We start from the raw sequence: 19,110 nt of genomic DNA, 5'->3' as shown, positions 1-19,110 counted from the left end.
ACGATTAACAATTACCGACCACCGGCAATCGATGAATCCCCAACATCTCGAATTTGGGGCTTCATTCGGCCGCTGCCCGTCGGCGACAGGCCTTCCGGACGGCACTCGATTCGTCCCGCCCGATCCGGTCGCGACGACCCCGTCGGCGTCATAGGCTTGCAGGGCTTGACTGACGAAGTTTCAGTGCGTGAGGAATCGGATGGGGCCGAGCTCCCGCAATGGCAACTCATCAGAATTGCGGATATTCTTGACAGGCTGGCGCATTTCTCCCGTCGCATGAACGATCAGGTCGAGGAAGAGCCGTGGCGCCGACACTCGAATCTGCATACCCAGGGTGCGTCGACGTGCCATGCACGCGGACATGCACCTGGTACGGGTGCGTCATCCGGCGCCCCGTCCACGGAGGACGGAGAGCCGTGCGGCACCTCTCGCGTCCGTGACCCGCATCGCGTCCATGACCCGAACTGGAGGTCCGATGTCAGCCATCGACGAGAAGTGGGCACAGATCCAGTGGATCGGTTCCCCGGTGGACGGGGGCGCGGGCAGCGAGGACGGGGCGAACCCCGACGGGCGCGGCCGGTCACGCGACTACGAGCACGGGTCGATCCCCTGGTCGGCTCAGACCGGCGCGCACGAGATCCACGGCGACATGACGGCAGGCGACATGACGGCAAGGGGGCCGTAGCCCACGAGTCCGTCCCCTTCGACTGATACGCATCGTCGGCCGGCACTCCCCGGGCCGATCCCGTGCCAGGAGACAGTCATGTTCCACATCGGCAAGCACCTCCTCCTCCTGAGACTGTGGAGGGAGGTACTGCTGGCGCATCACGGCGGAGGCCATCAGGGCGGCGGAGGCGGTTCGGACAGGGGCGGGGGACGGTTCGGCTCCGGCCGGGAGGGCGGCAGGCGCCCGGACCGGGGCGGCGGCCCGGAGGGACGGGGGGACGGCGGCCGTCCCGGGCACCACGACGGCGACGGCTTCCGCCCGGAGGGCGACGGGGACCGTGAGAGGGAGGGCCGGCACCGGCCCGACGGCGGTGGCTTCCGCCCGGACCGGGACCGCCCTCACCGCCCTGACCACGAGGACGACCGGCCCGCCCCCCACCGCCCCGAGCAGGAGGACGAAGGGGCTCTCCAGGGGCCGTTCCGGGTACGCAGACCGGAGGACATGCTGGTCGTCGACATCAGCCTGGTGAACCTCCGCCACGACGGCCGGCAACTCGTGCGCCAGGCACCCGGCCCCGCGCAGATCCTGGTGACGCTGCCGCCCCAGCACGTCGCCGAAGGCGTCCTCCCCGCGCTCCCCCTCACCGCGGATCCAGTCGTACCGGCGTTCTCGGCACGGCCCTCCACCCTTGCCTTCTCCTTGCCGGACGACATGGAGGGGGTCGGCCTCACCCTCGCCTCGCTGCTCGACTGGACCCAGCTGATCCTGCAGCCGGTGCCTGTCGTCGGGTCCCCCGACCCGGGTGACGGGTTCGTCTTCGGAGGGGTCCGGAAGACCGCCGTAGAGTTCCCCATGCGGCTGCTGCTCACCTACGACGACTCCCTCACCAACCACTGGGAGCATCTGACCGATCCATTCGTCTCCGACGGCCGCTCCGAGCTGTGGCACACAAGCCTGCTCGGCGCCGAGGGCAGCGGAGAAGCTCTGCTGCGGGCCGTCGCGACGGCGGCGGACCGAGGGGAACTGCCCGCCGGGCTGCCGCTGCTTCAGGAACACCTGAACGGCATCGTCGTCCAGACCAGCAGGCATGAGGTGTTCGACAAGAACGGGCTGCCCATCGAGATCCTCAGCGAGCCGCTCCACGCCGAGCAGTTCAGACTCACACCGCTCGGCGCCTCCGCCCATCTGCACGGCAGCTGGGAGCTTCCCGACCGGTCACTCCAGCAGTTCACGGAAGCCGGTCAGACACCGCCCCTGGCCTCCTACGACCACATCACGGGCCTGGGCCGTGACCAGTACCTGCGGACGGCGAGCCGGTACTTCTGCCACACCGGCCACAAAGCGCTGTGGGTCGTCGAAACCCGACGGGTCTTCACCGCCGCACCGGACGGCACCGTCGTCGCCGGCCTCGCGACGGAGCAGCACGCGGAGTTCCCGCAGCCCGACATCAGCTACGGCCCCGGCACGGGGTACGTGCACCAGGGGCGCGAGATGCCCTTGCGCTCACTGCACATCAACGAGCGTGTCTCCCCGCTGCTCAAGCCCGGCGCGGCGACGGGTCCCTTCTGGGCCGCCCTCGCGGGAGCGGACGCGGACTATCTGCTGCCGGTGACGGGGACCGACCAGGAGGGGCGGCAGGTCAGCTTCCGTATGCCTCTGCTCCTCGTCCCGGGGAAGAACGCCGCCGACGGTTCGGTCGAGGGCATGTTCCCTCATGTCGCGGACAAGCCGGTGGCCTTCGCCTCGGACGATCCGCATGCTCTCGCCGCACTGGACGGACAGGAGATGGCGATCGCGGAACCGTTGCCGGCCGTGCCCGCCGGCACCTGCCATCCGGTGACGACACTGCGTTTCGACGTGAAGCACATCGTGAGCGGCGGAGACCATCCCCTGGACGCGGTGCTGTTCGTGGCCGGTGCCGAGGTGCGCGAACCCGCGGTCGAGGCTTTCGCTCCGGGCGGCGGGCGCGTACAGGTGCGCATGAACGCCGGCTACCTGGACCGGGGGTTCACCGACAACCCCTCGGGCGCCTACCTGACCATGAACACTCCGGTACAGCTGCTGCTCAAGGCGGAGCAGGCCGGCGGGCTCGCCAGCCCCAATGCCAGCGTCTCCGAGATCACCGGCCGCGCGGGGGTGCTGCCGGAAGCCTTCGCGAAGAGCCCCGTCGCCGGCGCCGCCGCGGCCGTGCCCAAGGCCGACATCGAGAAGGCGTTCGGCATCGGAAAGCTTCTCGGCATCGTCAGCCTGACCGACATCCTGGGCGACATCCAGGAGTCGGCGGTCACCGAGCTCGCGCAGCTCTCCGAGAGCAAGATCGAACAGATCCTCAAGGACAACGATCCCCGGTCCCTGCTGCCCGTCCCCCTCCTGCGCGTCACCGAACTGCTCGACGGAGCGGGCAAGGAACTGCGCTACGTGTGGAAACCTCCGCTCAAGAGTTCCGGCATGCTCGACCTGGCGGGCGCCTCACTCGTCCTGGACGCCCGGACGACCCGCTCCCCCGACGGCCTGGAGAAGTCCTCCGTCAGTGGTGCGCTCACGGGCCTCACACTGAAGTTCGCGGGTCTGGCGCAGGTGAAGATCAGCCGCCTGGCCTTCACCTCCCGCCCTGGAAGCAGTCCCGAGGTGGACGCCTCCGGGCTGGAGCTCGTGTTCGAGGGCGCGCTGTCGTTCATCAACAATCTGCGGAGTCTGCTGCCTGCCGACGGTTTCGGCAAAGGCGCGTACATCGACATCGACCCGGCCGGAATCAGCGCCGGCTACACCCTCGCGGTACCCAGCATCGGGGTCGGCGTCTTCAGCCTGCAGAACCTCTCCCTGTCCGCCGGGCTGACGATCCCGTTCGAGGCCTCGCCCATCCGCTTCAGGTTCGCGATCTGTGAGCGTCAGAACCCGTTCAACGTCAGCGTCTCCTTGTTCGGCGGCGGCGGATTCTTCGCCATGGAGGTCTCGTCCAGGGGCATCGAAGTCATCGAGGGGGCACTCGAATTCGGAGGGACCGCAGCACTGAACCTGGGCATCGCCACCGGCGGGGTCTCGATCATGGCAGGCGTCTACTTCAAGCTCGACAACTCCGTGCCGGGATCCCAGAACATCACGCTGAGCGGCTACCTGCGCTGCAACGGCTATCTGTCGGTGCTCGGCATCGTCACCGTCTCCGTCGAGTTCTATCTGGAGCTCAGCTACCAGAAGTCGGGCGGCGAATCGGTGATCCGCGGCAGAGGCACCCTTTCGGTGAGCGTACGGATCGCCTTCTTCAGCAAGACCGTCTCGCTCACCCTGGAGCGCAGCTTCGCCGGCGCGCCCGGCGACCCCACCTTCGCCCAGTGCGTGGAGCCGGAGGACTGGGACACCTACTGCCTGGCCTTCGCGGCCTGAGCCGGCCCCGGCCACAAAGGAGACATCCAGCCATGCCCCTCCAACAGCGGATCCACTGGACCGTCCTCCCCGCCGGCTTCTCCACCGACGGGACGAAACTCCTCCTGTCGCTCTTCGTCGCCCCCCAGCTGTCCACCGGCGAGGACCCGCCTCCCGGCACCCGGGGCACGCTCGGCCCCTTCCCCGACTTCCTTCGCTGGCCCGATCAAGTGGCCTCGGCCACCTTCGCGTTCGCCACCACCGACGGCACCACGCCCCCGCAGGACTTCCCCGTCGGGCCGGTCACACCCACCGGTACGCCTCCCGACCCGGCCCTGTGGCAGCGTCTCTTCCGTACGGACACCGTGCTGGACTCCTTCGCGTTCGACCAGTACATGGGACGTGACGTGACCACCTGCCCCGGCCACGCCATGACGGAGAGTGCCCAGGACATCTATGCCAAGGCGGCCACCCGCTTCCCCGACCGCGCGCCGCTGCGGCGTGAGCTGGACGAGATGAGCGAGACGGGCGCGATGCCGGGCCTGGCGCCCTCGCCGGCGGAGGGAGTCGACACCTACCGGCAACTGCTCGGCTTCCACCACCCGCCCGCGTCCCGGCCCTCCCTCGGGCGCACCACGGAGAACAGCGATCCTCCGCTGGAAACACCCGTGCCCGACTTCCACAGCATGCTCACCTCTCTCAGCGACCACCCGGCCCTGCTGCGCCGCCTCGGACTGGTCCTGGACTTCGCCCTTCCGGCGGACGCCGTCCCGGATTCGGCGGGCAACCTCTTCCTCACCGTCAGGCCCACCTGGACGCCCCTCCTGGCTGGCGACGATCCGAACCTGAAGCCGAGCCACGACGTCACCCCGCACACCAGCTACGTGCTCGACCGGGCCAAGCAGGCGTTCGTCGCGGGAAGCCGGGGCGCCCAGCCGGCCGACCCGCTGGCTCCTCCGGCCCGGGGCCTGGTGCCGCTCCCCCAGGCGGAGTTCTCGATCGAGCAGGCCGATGCGGACGCGGCTCTCCTCCAACTGGACGCCGCCGGACCGGAATCCAAGGGCCTTCCCCTCGTGCGGACGGGTGGTCTCACCCTGGCACGCAAGGAGCGCATGGCCCACATCGCCGAAGACTTCCAGGCCGCCGCCGAACAGACGCACAAGGCCGACGAGCTCGTGGGGAACGCCGCCGCGGCCGAGCAGGTGAAGCTGTTCTCGGAGGACCTGGTGCGTGGACACCGGCTGGACGTCTGGGACGACAGCCGCAGGCAGTGGTTCTCGCTGCAGCAACGCGAAGTCGCCTACTGTCCGCCCGGTCTGCCGCAGGCCCCGCTGCTCTCCGCGTCCGACGAGGGGTTCTTCCAGGTGAGCATGGCCACCCGCCCGGAGACCGAGAAGCAGCTCTATCTGCACGACAACATCATCACCTGGGACGGCTGGTCGCTGGCCGCCTCACGACCGGGCAAGGTGCTGAGCGCCGACGAACGGGCCCCGGACCCCGAGGACGAAGCCACCCAGCCGCAGCGCATCGGCAACGCGGCCGCTCCGGGAGTCCCGCTGGAGATCAGGTCCGCCGCGCGACAGGGAACACTGCCCAGACTGCGGTTCGGCCAGTCCTACCGGATACGGGTACGGACCGTCGACCTGGCGGGCAACGGGCTCACTCCCGCGCAGGCCGACGCCCTGATGGCGGCTGAACCCGAAAGAGCCGACCTGGCGCTCCCCGCCGCGGGACCCCAGACCTTCCGCCGTTTCGAAGCGGTCCCCTCCCCGGTGGTCGTACCGCGTCTCCCGCTCATCGACGGTGCCCGCACCCAGCGGCTCGTCGTCCGCAGCGATCCGGAGCTCACTCCGGACGAGTACGCCGCCGCGTTCAACGCGTCGCCACCGGTCACCGGCGGCTCACACGGACCGTACGCGCCCCACGACGAGCGGCATGTCGTCGCGCCGAAGGCATCCCTCCAGTGCGTGGAACGGCACGGGATGCTGGACGCCGCCATCGGGTCGGGCGACCCGGCCGTGCGACGCGCCACGTACCAACTGGCCCTGCACGAGAGCGGCTCGCTGGACGACGCGACGCTGCCCGGAGCACAGGCGCAGGAGGCCGTCGACTCCGCCGGCGGCGGGAAGACCGCGCCGGTGGTCCTGCACACGGACGAGCGGGTGGAGACGCCCTACCTCCCCGATCCCCTGTCCACCGGGGCCGTGTTCTTCGGCCTCCCCGGCCTGCCCCCCGACCAGCCCTTCCCGGTGGACTGGAACGGCGACACCTGGCACAGCCCCCGGTCCTTCCGGATCCGTATCACGGAGGGCACGGGTCCGCCCCACTTCGACGAGCAGGCGCGCGTCCTGACGGTACAGCTTCCGAAAGCCACCGTCCTCCCTGTCCGGGTCTGTTCTCGGATCGCCCTCGACGACACCGTCCTGGGTCTGGCCGACTGGTGCTCGGAGTCGTCCACGACCGATTCCGAACAGGTCGGTGAGCTGATGGCCTCCGCGCACGAGAGCCGCCACTGGCTCTTCACCCCCAGCCAGGAGATCACCCTCGTCCACGCCGTCCAGCACCCGTTGGCCGCTCCGTCCCTGCAACTCGGGACAGCCCCCGTCCGCGCCCCGTCGGCGACGACCGAGCACCTGCTGGGTGCTGTCACCGTGCACAGCGACAGCACCGAACGCGTCGATGTGACGGCCGATTGGACCGACGTCACGGACGAAGGGCCTGACGGCCGGGTCGAGCGGACGGCCCGAGCACACCTTCTCGCCCTGCCGCTCTCCCTGGCCGACCTGCAGGACAGCCAGGGGCTCCCTCTCCGGGTTCCCCCCTCCTGCACCCTCACCGACGGGGTACTGACCTTCAGCACCGAGCTGGCCGAGACACTGGCCGCGAACGCCACTCCCCCGGCCGCTCCGCCCTACGCCAGACAGGAATTCGGCGACACCAAGCACCGCCGGGTCCGCTACACCCCGGTGGCGACCACCCGGTTCGGCGAGTACTTCCCGGCCTCCTTCGCCGAGCAGTCCGGGCAACCCGAGCGACCCGAGCAGCACGCACTGTCCCGCGACGGCGAACCGGTGGAGCATTCGGTTCCCAGCAGCGCTCCCCCGGCCACACCCGGGGTGCTCTACTGCATGCCCACCCTGGCCTTCGAGGAACCGGACGGTCCCCCCGGGACGGTCGTACGTCGGCGGCGCGGTGGCGGCATCCGGGTCTTCCTGGAGCGCCCCTGGTTCTCCTCCGGCGACGGAGAGCTGCTGGGCGTCCTCGTCGACGACGAGCCCGGCCCCCCGTCCCCGGACGCGCAGCCGGTCGTCACACTGATCGGACGTGACCCGATCCACCGGTCCGCGCCGGTGCGGGCCGCGACGCCCGCGATGTTCACCAACGTCCACAAGGCCGTCGGGCCGCTGCGCCGCCCCCTTCCCGGCGCGGGTGGCGTGGCGGCCGGGAACTCCACGGTCACCGCGCTCGGATTCGCCCCGCAGTTCGACCCGACGCGTCAGCGCTGGTACTGCGATCTGGACCTCGACACCGGTGACAGCTACTTCCCGTTCGTACGCCTCGCCTTGGTGCGCCTCCAGCCCGATTCGATCGCGGGGGCGGAGATCTCGAACGTGGTGCAGGCCGATCTCGTACGCACCCTCCCCGAGCGTGAGCTCACCGTCAGCGGGGACTCCCCCTTGACCGTCACCCTCACCGGACCGTCGTACCGTCCGCTGGGCTCTCCGGCGGCGAGAGTCAGGGCCCGGCTGGAGAGGCGGCACCCGGCTGTGGACGACGACAGCCTCGGCTGGGTGCCGGTCGAGGAGACCGAGACCGAGCTGACGGCCGGGGACGCGGACGCGTCCGACCGGGCGGTGTTCACAGGCGAGGTGCCCCTGCCGCCACGCTGGCACGGCTGGCACGGACGGCGCGGGCGCCGGCGTTTCGGCGGAGGAGGGCCCGGCGGAGGGCACGGACACGACGACCACGGGGGGCCAGGAGGCCGAGGTCTGAGGCTGATGGTCGAGGAGACCGAGTCGATCAGCCCGGACGGCCCCGGCGGGGCCGAGGAGCGAGTGATCTACTGCGACTCCGTGGACCTGGACGCCACGGACCTGGACCGCTGATCCCTCATCAGCCGACCGGCGCCGGAGTTCCCGCGGCATCCATCCCACTGACTACTCCATGCGTCCTCCGTGGCTCTCAGGTACGACCCAGGACCGGCACGAAGAGGGATTCGTGGAACCCCTGCCCGCCCATACCGTGTTGATCACGAGCGGCGGCCGGCAACGGCCGCGCCCAATGGTTCCGAGGACGGGCGAGACAGTGAGCGGGTGGCGCGGGTGACGCAGCAGAAGCGACCGACGGGCAAGGCGTTCGCCCCCGAGTATCAGGGAGCGCTCAGCTCGTTGTCGGTGAACTCGTCGCTCACCGAGGTGCTGGCGAAGGGCATCGAGGAGCTGCGGGCGGCCGAACGCGCCGGAGAACAGCGGGAGACGGCACGCTGCGGGCTCGCCGTCGCGGAGGCGTACCGGCGACTGGGGCGGGTGACGGAAGCCGACGCCGCCTGGAAGTCGAGTTACCGCGCGGCACGTTCGGCCCAGGACGCCGGGTCGATGGCCTGGGCACTGTGGAGCGGCGGCACGCTCGCCCGCCAGCGGGGCTCGCTGGCACTGGCGTACCGGCTGCTGGGGCTCGCGGCCGACATGGGAGAACGCGAGGGCGACGTGCTGGTACGCGGCTACTCGCTCGCCGGTCTCGCGGAGACCGGGCGCATTCAGGGCGATTACGAGGCCGTCGGGGAACTGCACGAGCAACTCCTCGCCGAGGCCCGGGAGCGCGGAGAGGCCAGGCACACGGTTTGGGCGCTGGAAGGCATAGCCCAGATGCACCGCAACACCGGCTCGTACGACAGGGCACTCGCCCTCTTCGAGGAGGCGGCCGAAACCGCGGGCCTGGCAGACGACCGGCGAGGCCGCGCCTGGGCGCTGCGCGGCATGGCCGACGTGGTGTCCGTACGCGACGGGGACGTGGAGCGTGCGCTGTCGCTGCTCGCGGAGGCCGAATCCACCTGCCGTGAGATGAAACTGTCCAGTGCGCTGGCGTACAACCACAAGATGCGGGGCAACGTGCACTACCGGGCCGGGCAGTACTCGCAGGCCCGTGACACCTATGCGCGGGCACTCGCGGAATTCCAGGAGATGAACGAGCCGCGGGGGACCGCGCTGTCCCGGCTGGGGCTCACCAAGTCGCTGGCCCGTCTCGGACGGAACCCGGCGGAGACCGTCGTGGAACTGACTGAACTCCGCCGAGCCTTGGACCGGATCGGCCTGCGGCACACCCGGGACATGGTCGACAAGGCGATGACCGAGCTGGGAGTGGGTCCTCTGCCCGACACGGGGAACCGCCTGGCGGAGGCGGTGACGCGCTGACCTCTGATTCTGGACTTGCGAGTCCATTTTTTTTCGCGCACCTTGGACCACGGCGAGCCCGCGCTCCGGCATTCGGAGAGGGCCGGCGCCCGTAACGGTCCAGGTGAAAGGTGTACGCCCGATGAATCTGCAACTCGAAGGCAAGCGAGCCCTCATCACGGGATCGAGCGCCGGACTCGGCAAGGAGATCGCGGAACAGCTGGCCGCCGAAGGGACTTCCGTCGTCGTGCACGGGCGGGACGAGGCACGGGCCGAGGCGGTGGCGAAAGCCATTCGCGAAGCCGGCGGAGCGGCAACCGTCGCGATCGGCGACATCAGCACGGATGCCGGCGCGGATGAAGCCGTGACTGCCGCGCTCGCGGAGGGGCCGGTCGACGTCCTGGTGAACAACGCGGGCGTCTACGACCCCGCTGCGAACTGGGCCGGGACGTCGTCCGCGGAGTGGGCCGACATCTACAACGTCAACGTCATCGCCGGCGTGCGTATGATCCAGCGCCTGGTTCCGGGCATGCGGGAGCGCGGCTGGGGGCGAGTGATCCAGATCAGCAGCGTCACCGGCCACCTGCCCCAGGCCGGCCAGCCCCATTACGCCGCCTCCAACGCCGCCCGCAACAACCTGGCGGCGTCCCTCGCCCGCGAACTGGCACACACGGGGGTCACGTCGAACGCGGTGGCAGCGGGCGGCATCCTCGTGGCGGCCACACAGCGGATGCTGACCGACCTGGGCAAGGAGAACGGCTGGGGTGACTCCTGGGACGAGATCGAACCGCACGTCGTCAGCAATCTCGCCCCCAACGACTCCGGCCGCATCGGCAGGCCCCGCGACTACGCGGGGATGGTGGCGTACCTGGCGGGCCCCGGGGCCGGTTACATCAACGGCACGACCCTTCACGTCGACGGCGGATGGCGCGACGCCTGAAACACGGAAGAAGTGCCGGTCCGACGGGCAGGCTCCGGAACCGCCCGGGGCCCGTCGCCGGTGACCGGCACCAGCGTCGTGCCCGGACGGTCACACACGGACCAGCCGGTCGGTGAAGGCGTTGCCGAAGACGCCGTGCGGATCCAGACGGTCGAGCACGCCGACGGCCTCCGCCCACTGCCCGGGGCCGTACGAGGCCGGGACCGTGGTGCCGATGACTTCCTGGTCCGCCCATGCCTCCGTCTCGGTGTACGCCCAGCCCTTGGACCACTCGACACGTGTGAGGGCGTAGTCACCGTCGAAGGTGGCGAGGAGGAATCGCTCCAGATCCCGGTAGAACGCGTGGGCTCCCGGAGTGGTCAGCTGGGTGAGGACATCGATCCACACCGCGCAGTCGAACTCCGGTCGGTCCACCGGCGGTCGCACGACGGAGAGCAGCGGCGGCCGGGCGCCGGGGGCCGCTGACTCCTCGGGCCTGTCCAGCCCGCCCACACGGATCTCGACCTGCCCGTTGACGGGGAACTCGCCGCGTGCGGCCCGCGACTTCAGCTGCTCGCTGTAGTAGGCCGCGAACTGTGAGATGACGCGCTGCACGTCCGCGCGCCGGGTCAGGACGGCGTACCCGTTGGCGGTCTCTCGCAGGGTCGTGGGGCGCAGGTAGAACTGCAGGTTGTGCGCGGCACCCCACAGGTCCGTGGCGAAGGTGGCTGCCAGCCCCGTTGCCGCAACCGTGTACTGGGCGGCACCGAAGGCCGGGGCGAGATACCAGGCTCCCTCCCCCAGGAGGCGCCCGGCCAGGCGGGCGACGGGCGTGGGGAGCGAGTCGCTGAACGGATAGTTGTACGGATGGTGCACGGCCCTCGCCGTGAGGGGGCGCTCCGGGCTGAGACTCCACACCTTCAACCACGGCTTGTCCGTGAAGGCGAACCAGATCGCCTCCACCCGCCCGGAGCGGTCGAGGAAGTCGGCGAACGTGTTCCCCCGGCGCGCGAGTGCGCTGCCCGGAGCGGCGAACAACTCGTCACTGGTGAGATCGACCCTGCTCCGGCAGCGGAGTGGGATCTCCTCGCCGGCCTGGAGGACCACCTCGACGACGAGGCCTCGGCCGATGTGGGCGGCCAGCGCCTCGCATTCCTTGTCGGAGCCCCGGTGGAAGGTACGCACCACGTACGCGGACCGGGCGGCGTCCCAGACGACAGCGGTGATCGACAGGACGAGGTTGCTCAGGGTGCCGTAGGTATGGCCCGGACGGGCGGCCTCTCCCACCGCGGGCACGCTGGTTCCGTGGGCGTCGATGGCCAGAGTGCCGCCGAGCGTCAGCTCACCCGGTGCGGGGGTGTTGGTGACCCCGAGGCCGTGGCCGGCGAGGAATGCAGTCAGCGTCTCCAGGGTCACCCCGGTCTGAGCCCGGACGGCGCCGGGAGCGCCAGGAGGTGGTGCGACGAGTTCCATGTCGGTCAGGTGCTCGGTGGTGTCCACGAGCAGCACGTGCTGGTCCGACTCGGTGGGTCCGGTGATGGTGAGGGGCGACCAGTTGTGTGCCTTCCCACGTGCGCGCAGTCGCCACCCTTCGCTGTGCGCCCAGTTCGCGAGGTCGGCGAGATCCTGGCCGGTACGCGGAGCGCAGGCCCACAGCCCGTGGTGGGTGATCTCGCCGGCCCAGTTGATGTAGGGGCTGCGGTACGCCTTCAGTCCGGCGGGCAGCTCGGGAGCAGGTGACGGGGCGATCGACGGCGTTTCCGCGGCGGCCGGGTGCACACCCGCGGCCAACACCGCTCCGGGGACACCGAGGGCTGCGCCGGCCACGGCCGCCGCACGGAGCACCCCACGCCTGGAAGGAGGAACGGAATGTGACGCGAAGTCAGAAGATTCAGGCATGGGCACGAATGTATGCGTCTCACACGTACCTGCCGACGGATAGTCCCGAAAGCCTGCACGAGTCCGTCCTGCGGGTGTACGGGGTAACGGCTCCTGGATTCACGCCTGCCCGGACGACAGACCTTCTCTGTCTATCCCAGGAGAGCCGCAACGGTGATCAGGACCGGTATCGAGGCGACGGTGGACAGCAGAATCGATTCTCTGGCGAGCTGTTCGGCGACACGGTACTGCGAAGCGTAGGTGTAGAGGTTCTGCGCGGCGGGCAGCGCCGAAACCACGACGACGTCGAGGAGGGCTGCGCCGTGCAGGTGGAAGATGCCCGCACCTACGCCCCAGGCGACGACGGGCTGGACGGTCGTCTTGAGGGCGGCGGACAGGACTATGGCGGGCCGGTTCTCCCCGCGGGCCGGTATGCCGCTGCCGCGCAGGGAGATCCCGAAGGCCAGAAGGACCGCGGGGACGGACATGTTGCCGATGAGGGTGAGAGGTTCGAGGGCCGGCGCCGGGACGGTCCATCCGGTGGCGGCGACGGTGACGCCCGCCAGCGAACCGACGGCCATCGGGTTGCGGAGCGGTGTGATCAGGCGCTGCAGGAGAGGGCGTGGCTCGCCGGGCCGGCTCAGATCGAGAATGGTCAGGGCGAGCGGGGTGACGACGATCTGCTGGAAGAGCAGGACGGGAGCGACGAGTGAGGCGTCTCCCAACACGTACACGGCGATCGGGATTCCGAGATTTCCGGCGTTGACGTAGCTGGAGCACAGGGCGCCGATGGTGAGCTGCCCGGTGCCCCAGCCCCGTAGGAGTCCCACGGTGACGAAGAGGGCGGCCGCGGCAGCCGTTGCGGCCGCGGTGACCAGGAGCCGTTGGGAGAAGATGACCGACAGGTCCGCCCCTGCCAGAGTGGTGAAGAGCAGTGCGGGGGTGGCCACGTTGAAGGCGAGCCTGGTCAGGACCGTCCGGCCGTCGTCTCCCAGGTGTCCGCGGAGTCCGAGGACGTAGCCGATGCCTATGACGACGGCGATCACCGCGAACCCGGTGAGAACTCCCTGCATGAACTTCCTTGCTGATGAATCGTCTGCGGCTGGTCAGCGGGGGCCGGCGACCGCCCGGCGCTCCTGGGCGGGGCCGTCGGCACCGCGCGCGACGGTTTCGCCCTGCTTCGGGAACTGCGGAGGGCTCGGACATGTGCCCGCGACGGTCCGGCAGTGATCAGCCAGGACTCTCAAGGGCCGGAGGCGGGCGGAACTGCCCTGAGTCACTGTCTTCCCCGTTCCCTCTTGAAACCCGCCCACCGGTGCGCTGACCAGGACTTAGCCTACGGTCACCACGGATCGGTGTTCTCATCGGCCGGGCAGTGGCGGCGTGGGCGCCGGTGACCGATCCGGGCTCGACGGCCGGCGCAGGGAGCGGAGCTCTGCGCGCACTCCCTGACCCGGCTGCCGCGAAGCGGGACGGCGGCATGCCGAAGGCCCGCGTGAAGGCGGCGGTGAACGCGGCAGGAGAGGCATAGCCGAGACGGCCACCGACCTGACTGACCGACCCCGTACGCAGCAGCGGCAGGGCCGCGAGCAGGCGCGCACGGGCCCGCCAGACGGCCGGGCTGTCACCGGTCTCCGAACGGAAGCGTCGGGTGAAGGCCCTTTCACTCATGGCCGTGCCGGCAGCCCATTCGGCGTTGGTGACGGCGGCGTCCGGGGCGGCCAGATACGCACGGCAGAGCCCCGCGAGATCGGCGGAGGCCGGGATTCCCACGTGGAAGGGCAGCGGGGTGCGCTCGGAGATCTCGTACAGGAGGAGCGCGGCGATGCTTCCCTCACGCCCGGACAAACTGTAGTGCGTCCCGAACTCCACAGCAGCCAGGAGCAGTTCGCGCAACAGCGGCGGAACGTCGACCACCGTACAGGTGGCGGGCCACCAGGGGACCGCGTCCGGCTCGATGTAAAGGCTCCGGGTGCTCACCCCCAGCATGCGGACCCGGTGCAGGGTGGCGGCCGGAATCAGTACGGCGCGCTCGGGCGGGACGGTCCAGGCCCCCTCGGCGGTGTCCACGACCATGACCCCCGTGGCGCCGTACAGGAACTGCGCCCGCCGGTGTTCGTGCCAGTCCAGTACGTGGCCGGGCGGATAGTCGGTGCCGATCGGCAGGACGACCCGGTCGACATGGTCGACATCGGTCAGCGGCACGTTCTTCACGTCTCCACCCTACTGGCCGGGACTCGATAGAAGTGTGCCGACCATCGGATGCGGGAAGCCCGCCGGAGCTGGTGGGGTGGGGTCATGGACGTGGTGATGCTGATAGTGGTCGGGCTCCTCACCGGGGTGACGACGGTGCTGTTCGGGTTCGGCGGCGGGTTCGTCGCGGTACCGGTCGTGGTGTGGGCCGACGGCGCGCTCGGCGGGGACGCGATGCGGGTGGCGACGGCCACCTCGGCCCTGGTGATGGTGGTGAACGCCGGGTTCGCGACAGCCGTCACACCGAGGCGGGTGCTCGTCGCACTCAGGGGCAGCCGTACGCTGCTGCTCCTGCTGGCGGCCGGCGCCGTGGCCGGCGCTCTCGCCACGCGCTTCGCCCCGGCCGGTCCGGCCCGCTGGGCGTTCATCGCCTACGTCGCCCTCACCCTCGCCGACCTGCTCCTGCGCCCCGGCTTCCTGCGCACGGCCACCCGGGTCGAGGAAGACTCGGACGCACCAAGTCCCCTGCCGGCCCTGCTCGGAGCACCGGTCGGTGCCGTCGCGGCCTTCCTCGGCGTGGGAGGCAGCGTCATGACCGTCCCCGCGATGCGGCGAGCCGGACACACCATGCAGGTGGCGACCGCGCTGGCCAACCCCCTCACCCTCGCCATCGCCCTCCCGGCCGCCGCTGCGTCCCTGGGCGCCGCCACGGTCCCCGCCGCCGCGGACGCGCAAGTGCACCTCGTAGGCCTCGTCGACCTCCGAGCCGCCGCGGCACTGCTCGTGGGAGCCCTGCCGGTCATCGCCGTGCTGCGACGCCGCCCGCCACGGATCCCGGACCGCGCCCACGCCTGGGCCTACATCGGGCTGCTCACCGTCGTTGCCGCCGCCATGCTGCGCTCTGCCTAGGGTCCTTCGTCTGGATCGGGCCGGGTCAGTGAGCGAGGTGCGGCACCAGGGCACGCGAACCCGGCAAGATCCAAACGAGAGGCCCTGGAGGGGTCGCCGTCCCGCTGTCACCGGCCCGGCGCCCGCCGGCGGACGTGTCAACGGGCCTCCGGACCCTCCGTGCTCTCGCGCAGGACGAGACGGTGGGCCACCACGCGGTCCTGAGGTGACTGGATGCCGGAGTCCCCGGGATCGGGCTCCTGAGGACTCCGCGCGGCCTCCTCGATGCGCTGGTGCAGGAGCTGGACGGCGACCCTGGCCACCGCCGCCTTGTCGGGCGCCACGGTGCTCAACGTCGGCACACTGAACCGGCCCCCCTCCACGTCGTCGAACCCGATCACCGCCACGTCCTCGGGGACGCGGAGGCCGTATTCGTGCAGAGCGCGCAACGCACCCAGGGCGAGCTGGTCGTTGAGGCACAGCAGCGCGTCCGGCCGCGCTCCGGCACGCAGGGCCCGGGTCACCGCCAGGGCGCCGTCGGGCATCCTGAAGTCGCCCACCGGCAGCAGCGCCTCCGGACGGTGGGCGATGCCCGCCTCGGCCAGGGCCGCCAGGTATCCGCGGGTGCGGGCCTCCGCGGTCCCGAGGCCCGGCGCCTCGATGCCACCGACCGCGAGGACGGTCCGGCGCCCGAGCCCGATCAGATGCTCCGTCGCCTCACGCGCGGCCCTCTCGTTGTCGATGGCCACATGGTCGGCCCCCTCCTCCAGCAACTCCCCGAGCAGCACGGTCGGTGGTGCCCCCGCGCGGTGACTGACATCGTCCGCGGTGAGGGCGAGCGGGCTGAGGATGATCCCGTCGACGAAGTCGGAGCCGAAACCGGCCAGCGCGGCAAGCTCGTGCTCGCGGTCCGCCCCGCTCTGGTGGATGAGCACCGTGAGGGAGAGCTGCTCGGCCTCGCGGATGACGTGCCGGGCGAGTTCGGCGAAATACGGCACGTCCAACTCGGGCACCACGAGGGCGATGATGCCCGTGCGTCCCTTGCGCAGGTGTCTCCCGGCCAGGTTCACCCGGTATCCGAGATGGTCGATGGCCTCGCGGACCACGCGCCGGGTCCGGTCGGAGACATGGACGTAGTCGTTGATCACGTTGGACACCGTCTTCTCCGACACCCCCGCGTGCCGTGCGACGTCCTTGATCCTGGGCCGTGCCACGGCCGACCTCCCTGCCCTCGAGCGCTGCCGAGTCTATGTCCCGGCCCGACGGCTGCGGACGGAGGCTTCCTCCCCCCGGCACGAGACCGCCGTGCGGCTGTCATGCAGCCGTACCGTCCGAACTCTTTACAGCGAATGTACATCGATGTAAAAACAGGTGGCCGCACTGTTTCAGCCAGCGCGGCTCACCCACCTGCCGTGTGCGGTGGCCCCGCCCGCACCGGCGGTCCACCGCCGATCCGGCATGAGCGTCCGGCCGTCGAAAGGTCCGCGATGAGTTCTTCGTCCCACCCCCGCCAGGTGCCGGCCGTGCCCGGCCCCGGCCCGGCCCCCGGTATCGGGCGCCGCCGGTTGCTGCGCTACGGAGCTGCCGGCGCGAGCGCACTGCTCGCCACGGGCTCCCTGTCCGGCTGCTCCTCGCGGGCCTCCGCCTCCGGCGCCTCGGCTCTGAACGTATGGGACCTGTTCCAAGGCGGTGACGGCATATTGATGGACGACATGATCCGGGCCGTCTCCGAGGGCCCCGACGGCTTCGAGGTCGACCGCACGATCCTCGACTGGGGGCCGTCGTACTACACCAAGCTCGCCATGTCGGCCGCCGGCGGACGGGCTTCCGACGTGGCGGTCCTGCACCTGTCCCGGCTGGCCGGCTACGCCCCCGGGGGGCTGCTGGACCCCTTCGACCTCGATGTGCTCGCCGAGTTCGGCGTCACCGAGAAGGACTTCACCCCGGCCGTCTGGGCACGTACGAAACATCAGGGGGGCGTCTACGCCATCCCCCTGGACGTCCACCCGTTCATCGTGTTCTACAACCGGGAAGCCGCGGGCGAAGCCGGACTGCTCGACCCGGAGGGCGAACTCGCCCCGATGGGGTCCCCAAAGGCAATGCTGGAGGCGGGCAAAGCCCTGGCGGAGGTCACGGGCAAGTCCGGCATCCTCTTCGGTCACGTCACCGACACCGCACAGAGCTGGCGGCAGTTCGCCGCGCTCTACGCGCAGACCGGTGCCGCCTTCACCCTGCCGGACGGCGGACCGGCCGAGATCGACACCGACGCCGCCGTGCAGGTCGTGTCGTTCATGCAGCAGCTCTTCGACGGCCGGACGAATCCCAACAACCTCGACTACAACAGCGCCCTGGCCGGGTTCCTGGGCGGTCGCGGCGGCATGGCCATGCTCGGCGAGTGGGAGCTGCCGGTGCTGCAGAAGTCCGGCATCCCGCTGGGGGCCGCGCCCTTCCCCCAGGTGTTCGGCCGGCCCGCCGTCTACACCGACTCCCACAGCTACGTCCTGCCGCACCAGGACAGCCCCGACCCGGCCCGCCGCAGGGAAGCGCACCGCTACGTCGCGCAGATACTCAAGCAGAGCCTCACCTGGGCGAGCGCCGGGCACATCCCCGCCTACCAGCCCGTGCTCGCCGAGCCGGCATACGCGGCTCTGAAACCGCAGTCCTCGTACGCCGACGCCGGAAAGGTGGCGGTGCTCGATCCGCCGAACTGGTTCGCCGGCGCGGCCTCGAACTTCCAGAACCGTATGTGTCAGCCGCTCCAGTCGGCGCTGCTGGGCAACACCTCCGCAGAGAAGGCGGTACGGCAGATGGTCCGCGAGGCGAACACGCTGCTGCGGCAGCCCAACCCGGTGGCCTGACCGAGCAGAAGGAGTAACCGACGTGACCACCACCACGCCCATCGGGGCCCCCGCCCCGACCGGCGAACCGCCCCTCGCCGCGGCCCCCCGGCGCAGAGTCGGCCGCCGCGGACCGGGCCCGCTCTTCGTCCTGCCCTTCGCGGTCCCCTTCGTCCTCTTCCTGATCTGGCCCGTGCTCCAGGGCCTCTGGATGAGCTTCACCGACAGCTCCCTCGCGCTGCGCGACACAGCCTTCGTCGGTCTCGACAACTACGCCGAGGCCTTCGGTGACCCGGACGTCTGGAGCAGCCTCGGCAACACCGTCTTCTTCACCGCGGCCTCCAGCGTTCCCCTGGTGCTGATCGCGCTCGCCATGGCGCTCCTGGTGCACAGCGGACTGGCCGGGCAGTGGGTGTGGCGGCTGTCCTTCTTCGTGCCCTACCTGCTGCCGGTCACGGTGGTGACCCTCATATGGACCTGGCTGTACCAGCCGGACGTCGGTCTCGGCAACGAACTCCTCGGCGCGCTCGGCCTCGAACCCGTCGGCTGGCTGTCCGACGAGGCCGTCGCGATGTGGTCGGTCGCCGCGCTCACGGTCTGGTGGACGGTCGGCTTCAACTTCCTGCTCTACCTCGCCGCCCTGCAGTCCCTGCCTACGGCCTTCGACGAAGCCGCCGCGCTCGACGGCGCAGGTGCCTGGCGTCGACTGTGGTCCGTCACCCTCCCGCAGCTGCGCAGGACCACCGTCCTGGTCGCCATGCTCCAGATCCTCGCGTCGCTGAAGGTGTTCGACCAGATCTACATCCTCACCAAGGGCGGCCCCAACGGCTCGACCCGTCCTCTCCTCGAATACGTCTACGACGTCGGGTTCACGGGTTACCGGCTGGGCTACGCCTCCGCCGTCTCCTACATCTTCTTCGCCCTCGTCATCGTCGTCTCGCTCGCACAGCTCCGCCTCTTCCGCCAGGAGGACTGACC

The 19,110-nt window shown here is 70.4% G+C and carries 11 protein-coding genes and 1 pseudogene; 8 read left to right on the top strand and 4 right to left on the bottom strand.

The window, feature by feature from the left end; genetic code table 11:
* Positions 1-475 precede the first annotated feature (475 nt).
* From ACFWFI_RS04170 to ACFWFI_RS04150, 5 genes are all read left to right on the top strand, one after another.
* Positions 476-685: an LGFP repeat-containing protein gene (locus tag ACFWFI_RS04170; RefSeq protein ID WP_387385222.1), complete on the top strand. Its 210-nt coding sequence runs from the start codon at positions 476-478 to the stop codon at positions 683-685.
* 78 nt (positions 686-763) lie between these two features.
* Positions 764-4,048: a hypothetical protein gene (locus tag ACFWFI_RS04165; protein ID WP_387385220.1), complete on the top strand. Its 3,285-nt coding sequence runs from the start codon at positions 764-766 to the stop codon at positions 4,046-4,048.
* 32 nt (positions 4,049-4,080) lie between these two features.
* Positions 4,081-8,133: a hypothetical protein gene (locus ACFWFI_RS04160; RefSeq protein WP_387385218.1), complete on the top strand. Its 4,053-nt coding sequence runs from the start codon at positions 4,081-4,083 to the stop codon at positions 8,131-8,133.
* 216 nt (positions 8,134-8,349) lie between these two features.
* Entirely contained in the window at positions 8,350-9,438 is a 1,089-nt protein-coding gene (locus tag ACFWFI_RS04155; RefSeq protein ID WP_387385216.1) for a tetratricopeptide repeat protein, read from the top strand.
* 121 nt (positions 9,439-9,559) lie between these two features.
* Positions 9,560-10,357, top strand: a complete 798-nt coding sequence (locus ACFWFI_RS04150; protein ID WP_387385213.1) for an SDR family NAD(P)-dependent oxidoreductase — start codon at positions 9,560-9,562, stop codon at positions 10,355-10,357.
* A 90-nt stretch (positions 10,358-10,447) separates the two neighbouring features.
* Here the strand turns inward: ACFWFI_RS04150 and ACFWFI_RS04145 are convergent, their stop codons facing one another.
* The 3 genes and pseudogenes from ACFWFI_RS04145 to ACFWFI_RS04135 all read right to left on the bottom strand — a co-directional run.
* Positions 10,448-12,235: a cholesterol oxidase substrate-binding domain-containing protein gene (locus ACFWFI_RS04145; RefSeq protein ID WP_387385211.1), complete on the bottom strand. Its 1,788-nt coding sequence runs from the start codon at positions 12,233-12,235 to the stop codon at positions 10,448-10,450.
* A gap of 131 nt (positions 12,236-12,366) precedes the next feature.
* Positions 12,367-13,287 carry an AEC family transporter gene (locus ACFWFI_RS04140; RefSeq protein ID WP_387385209.1) on the bottom strand — a complete coding sequence of 307 codons (921 nt, stop codon included), beginning with the start codon at positions 13,285-13,287 and terminating at the stop codon, positions 12,367-12,369.
* A 373-nt stretch (positions 13,288-13,660) separates the two neighbouring features.
* Positions 13,661-14,428, bottom strand: a pseudogene (locus tag ACFWFI_RS04135) (helix-turn-helix domain-containing protein); the annotation flags it as partial.
* 84 nt (positions 14,429-14,512) lie between these two features.
* Between ACFWFI_RS04135 and ACFWFI_RS04130 the strand changes: the two are divergent.
* Positions 14,513-15,316 (top strand): TSUP family transporter, encoded by an 804-nt coding sequence (locus ACFWFI_RS04130; protein WP_387385207.1) that lies wholly within the window; start codon positions 14,513-14,515, stop codon positions 15,314-15,316.
* A 137-nt stretch (positions 15,317-15,453) separates the two neighbouring features.
* Here the strand turns inward: ACFWFI_RS04130 and ACFWFI_RS04125 are convergent, their stop codons facing one another.
* The gene (locus tag ACFWFI_RS04125) at positions 15,454-16,509 is read right to left on the bottom strand and encodes a LacI family DNA-binding transcriptional regulator (RefSeq protein WP_387385204.1); all 1,056 of its coding nucleotides are present in this window, start codon (positions 16,507-16,509) and stop codon (positions 15,454-15,456) included.
* Positions 16,510-16,782: 273 nt separating this feature from the next.
* On the opposite strand from ACFWFI_RS04125, the gene ACFWFI_RS04120 reads away from it, so the two are divergent.
* Together ACFWFI_RS04120 and ACFWFI_RS04115 are read left to right on the top strand one after the other, a co-directional pair.
* Positions 16,783-18,153 carry an extracellular solute-binding protein gene (locus ACFWFI_RS04120; RefSeq protein ID WP_387385202.1) on the top strand — a complete coding sequence of 457 codons (1,371 nt, stop codon included), beginning with the start codon at positions 16,783-16,785 and terminating at the stop codon, positions 18,151-18,153.
* A 22-nt stretch (positions 18,154-18,175) separates the two neighbouring features.
* Positions 18,176-19,108, top strand: coding sequence for a carbohydrate ABC transporter permease (locus ACFWFI_RS04115; protein WP_387385199.1), 933 nt, complete (start codon positions 18,176-18,178; stop codon positions 19,106-19,108).
* The last annotated feature ends 2 nt before the right edge of the window (positions 19,109-19,110 follow it).

This window comes from Streptomyces sp. NPDC060209, from assembly GCF_042728155.1.
Lineage (GTDB): Bacteria > Actinomycetota > Actinomycetes > Streptomycetales > Streptomycetaceae > Streptomyces.
This window is presented reverse-complemented; position numbering and strand designations above follow the sequence as displayed.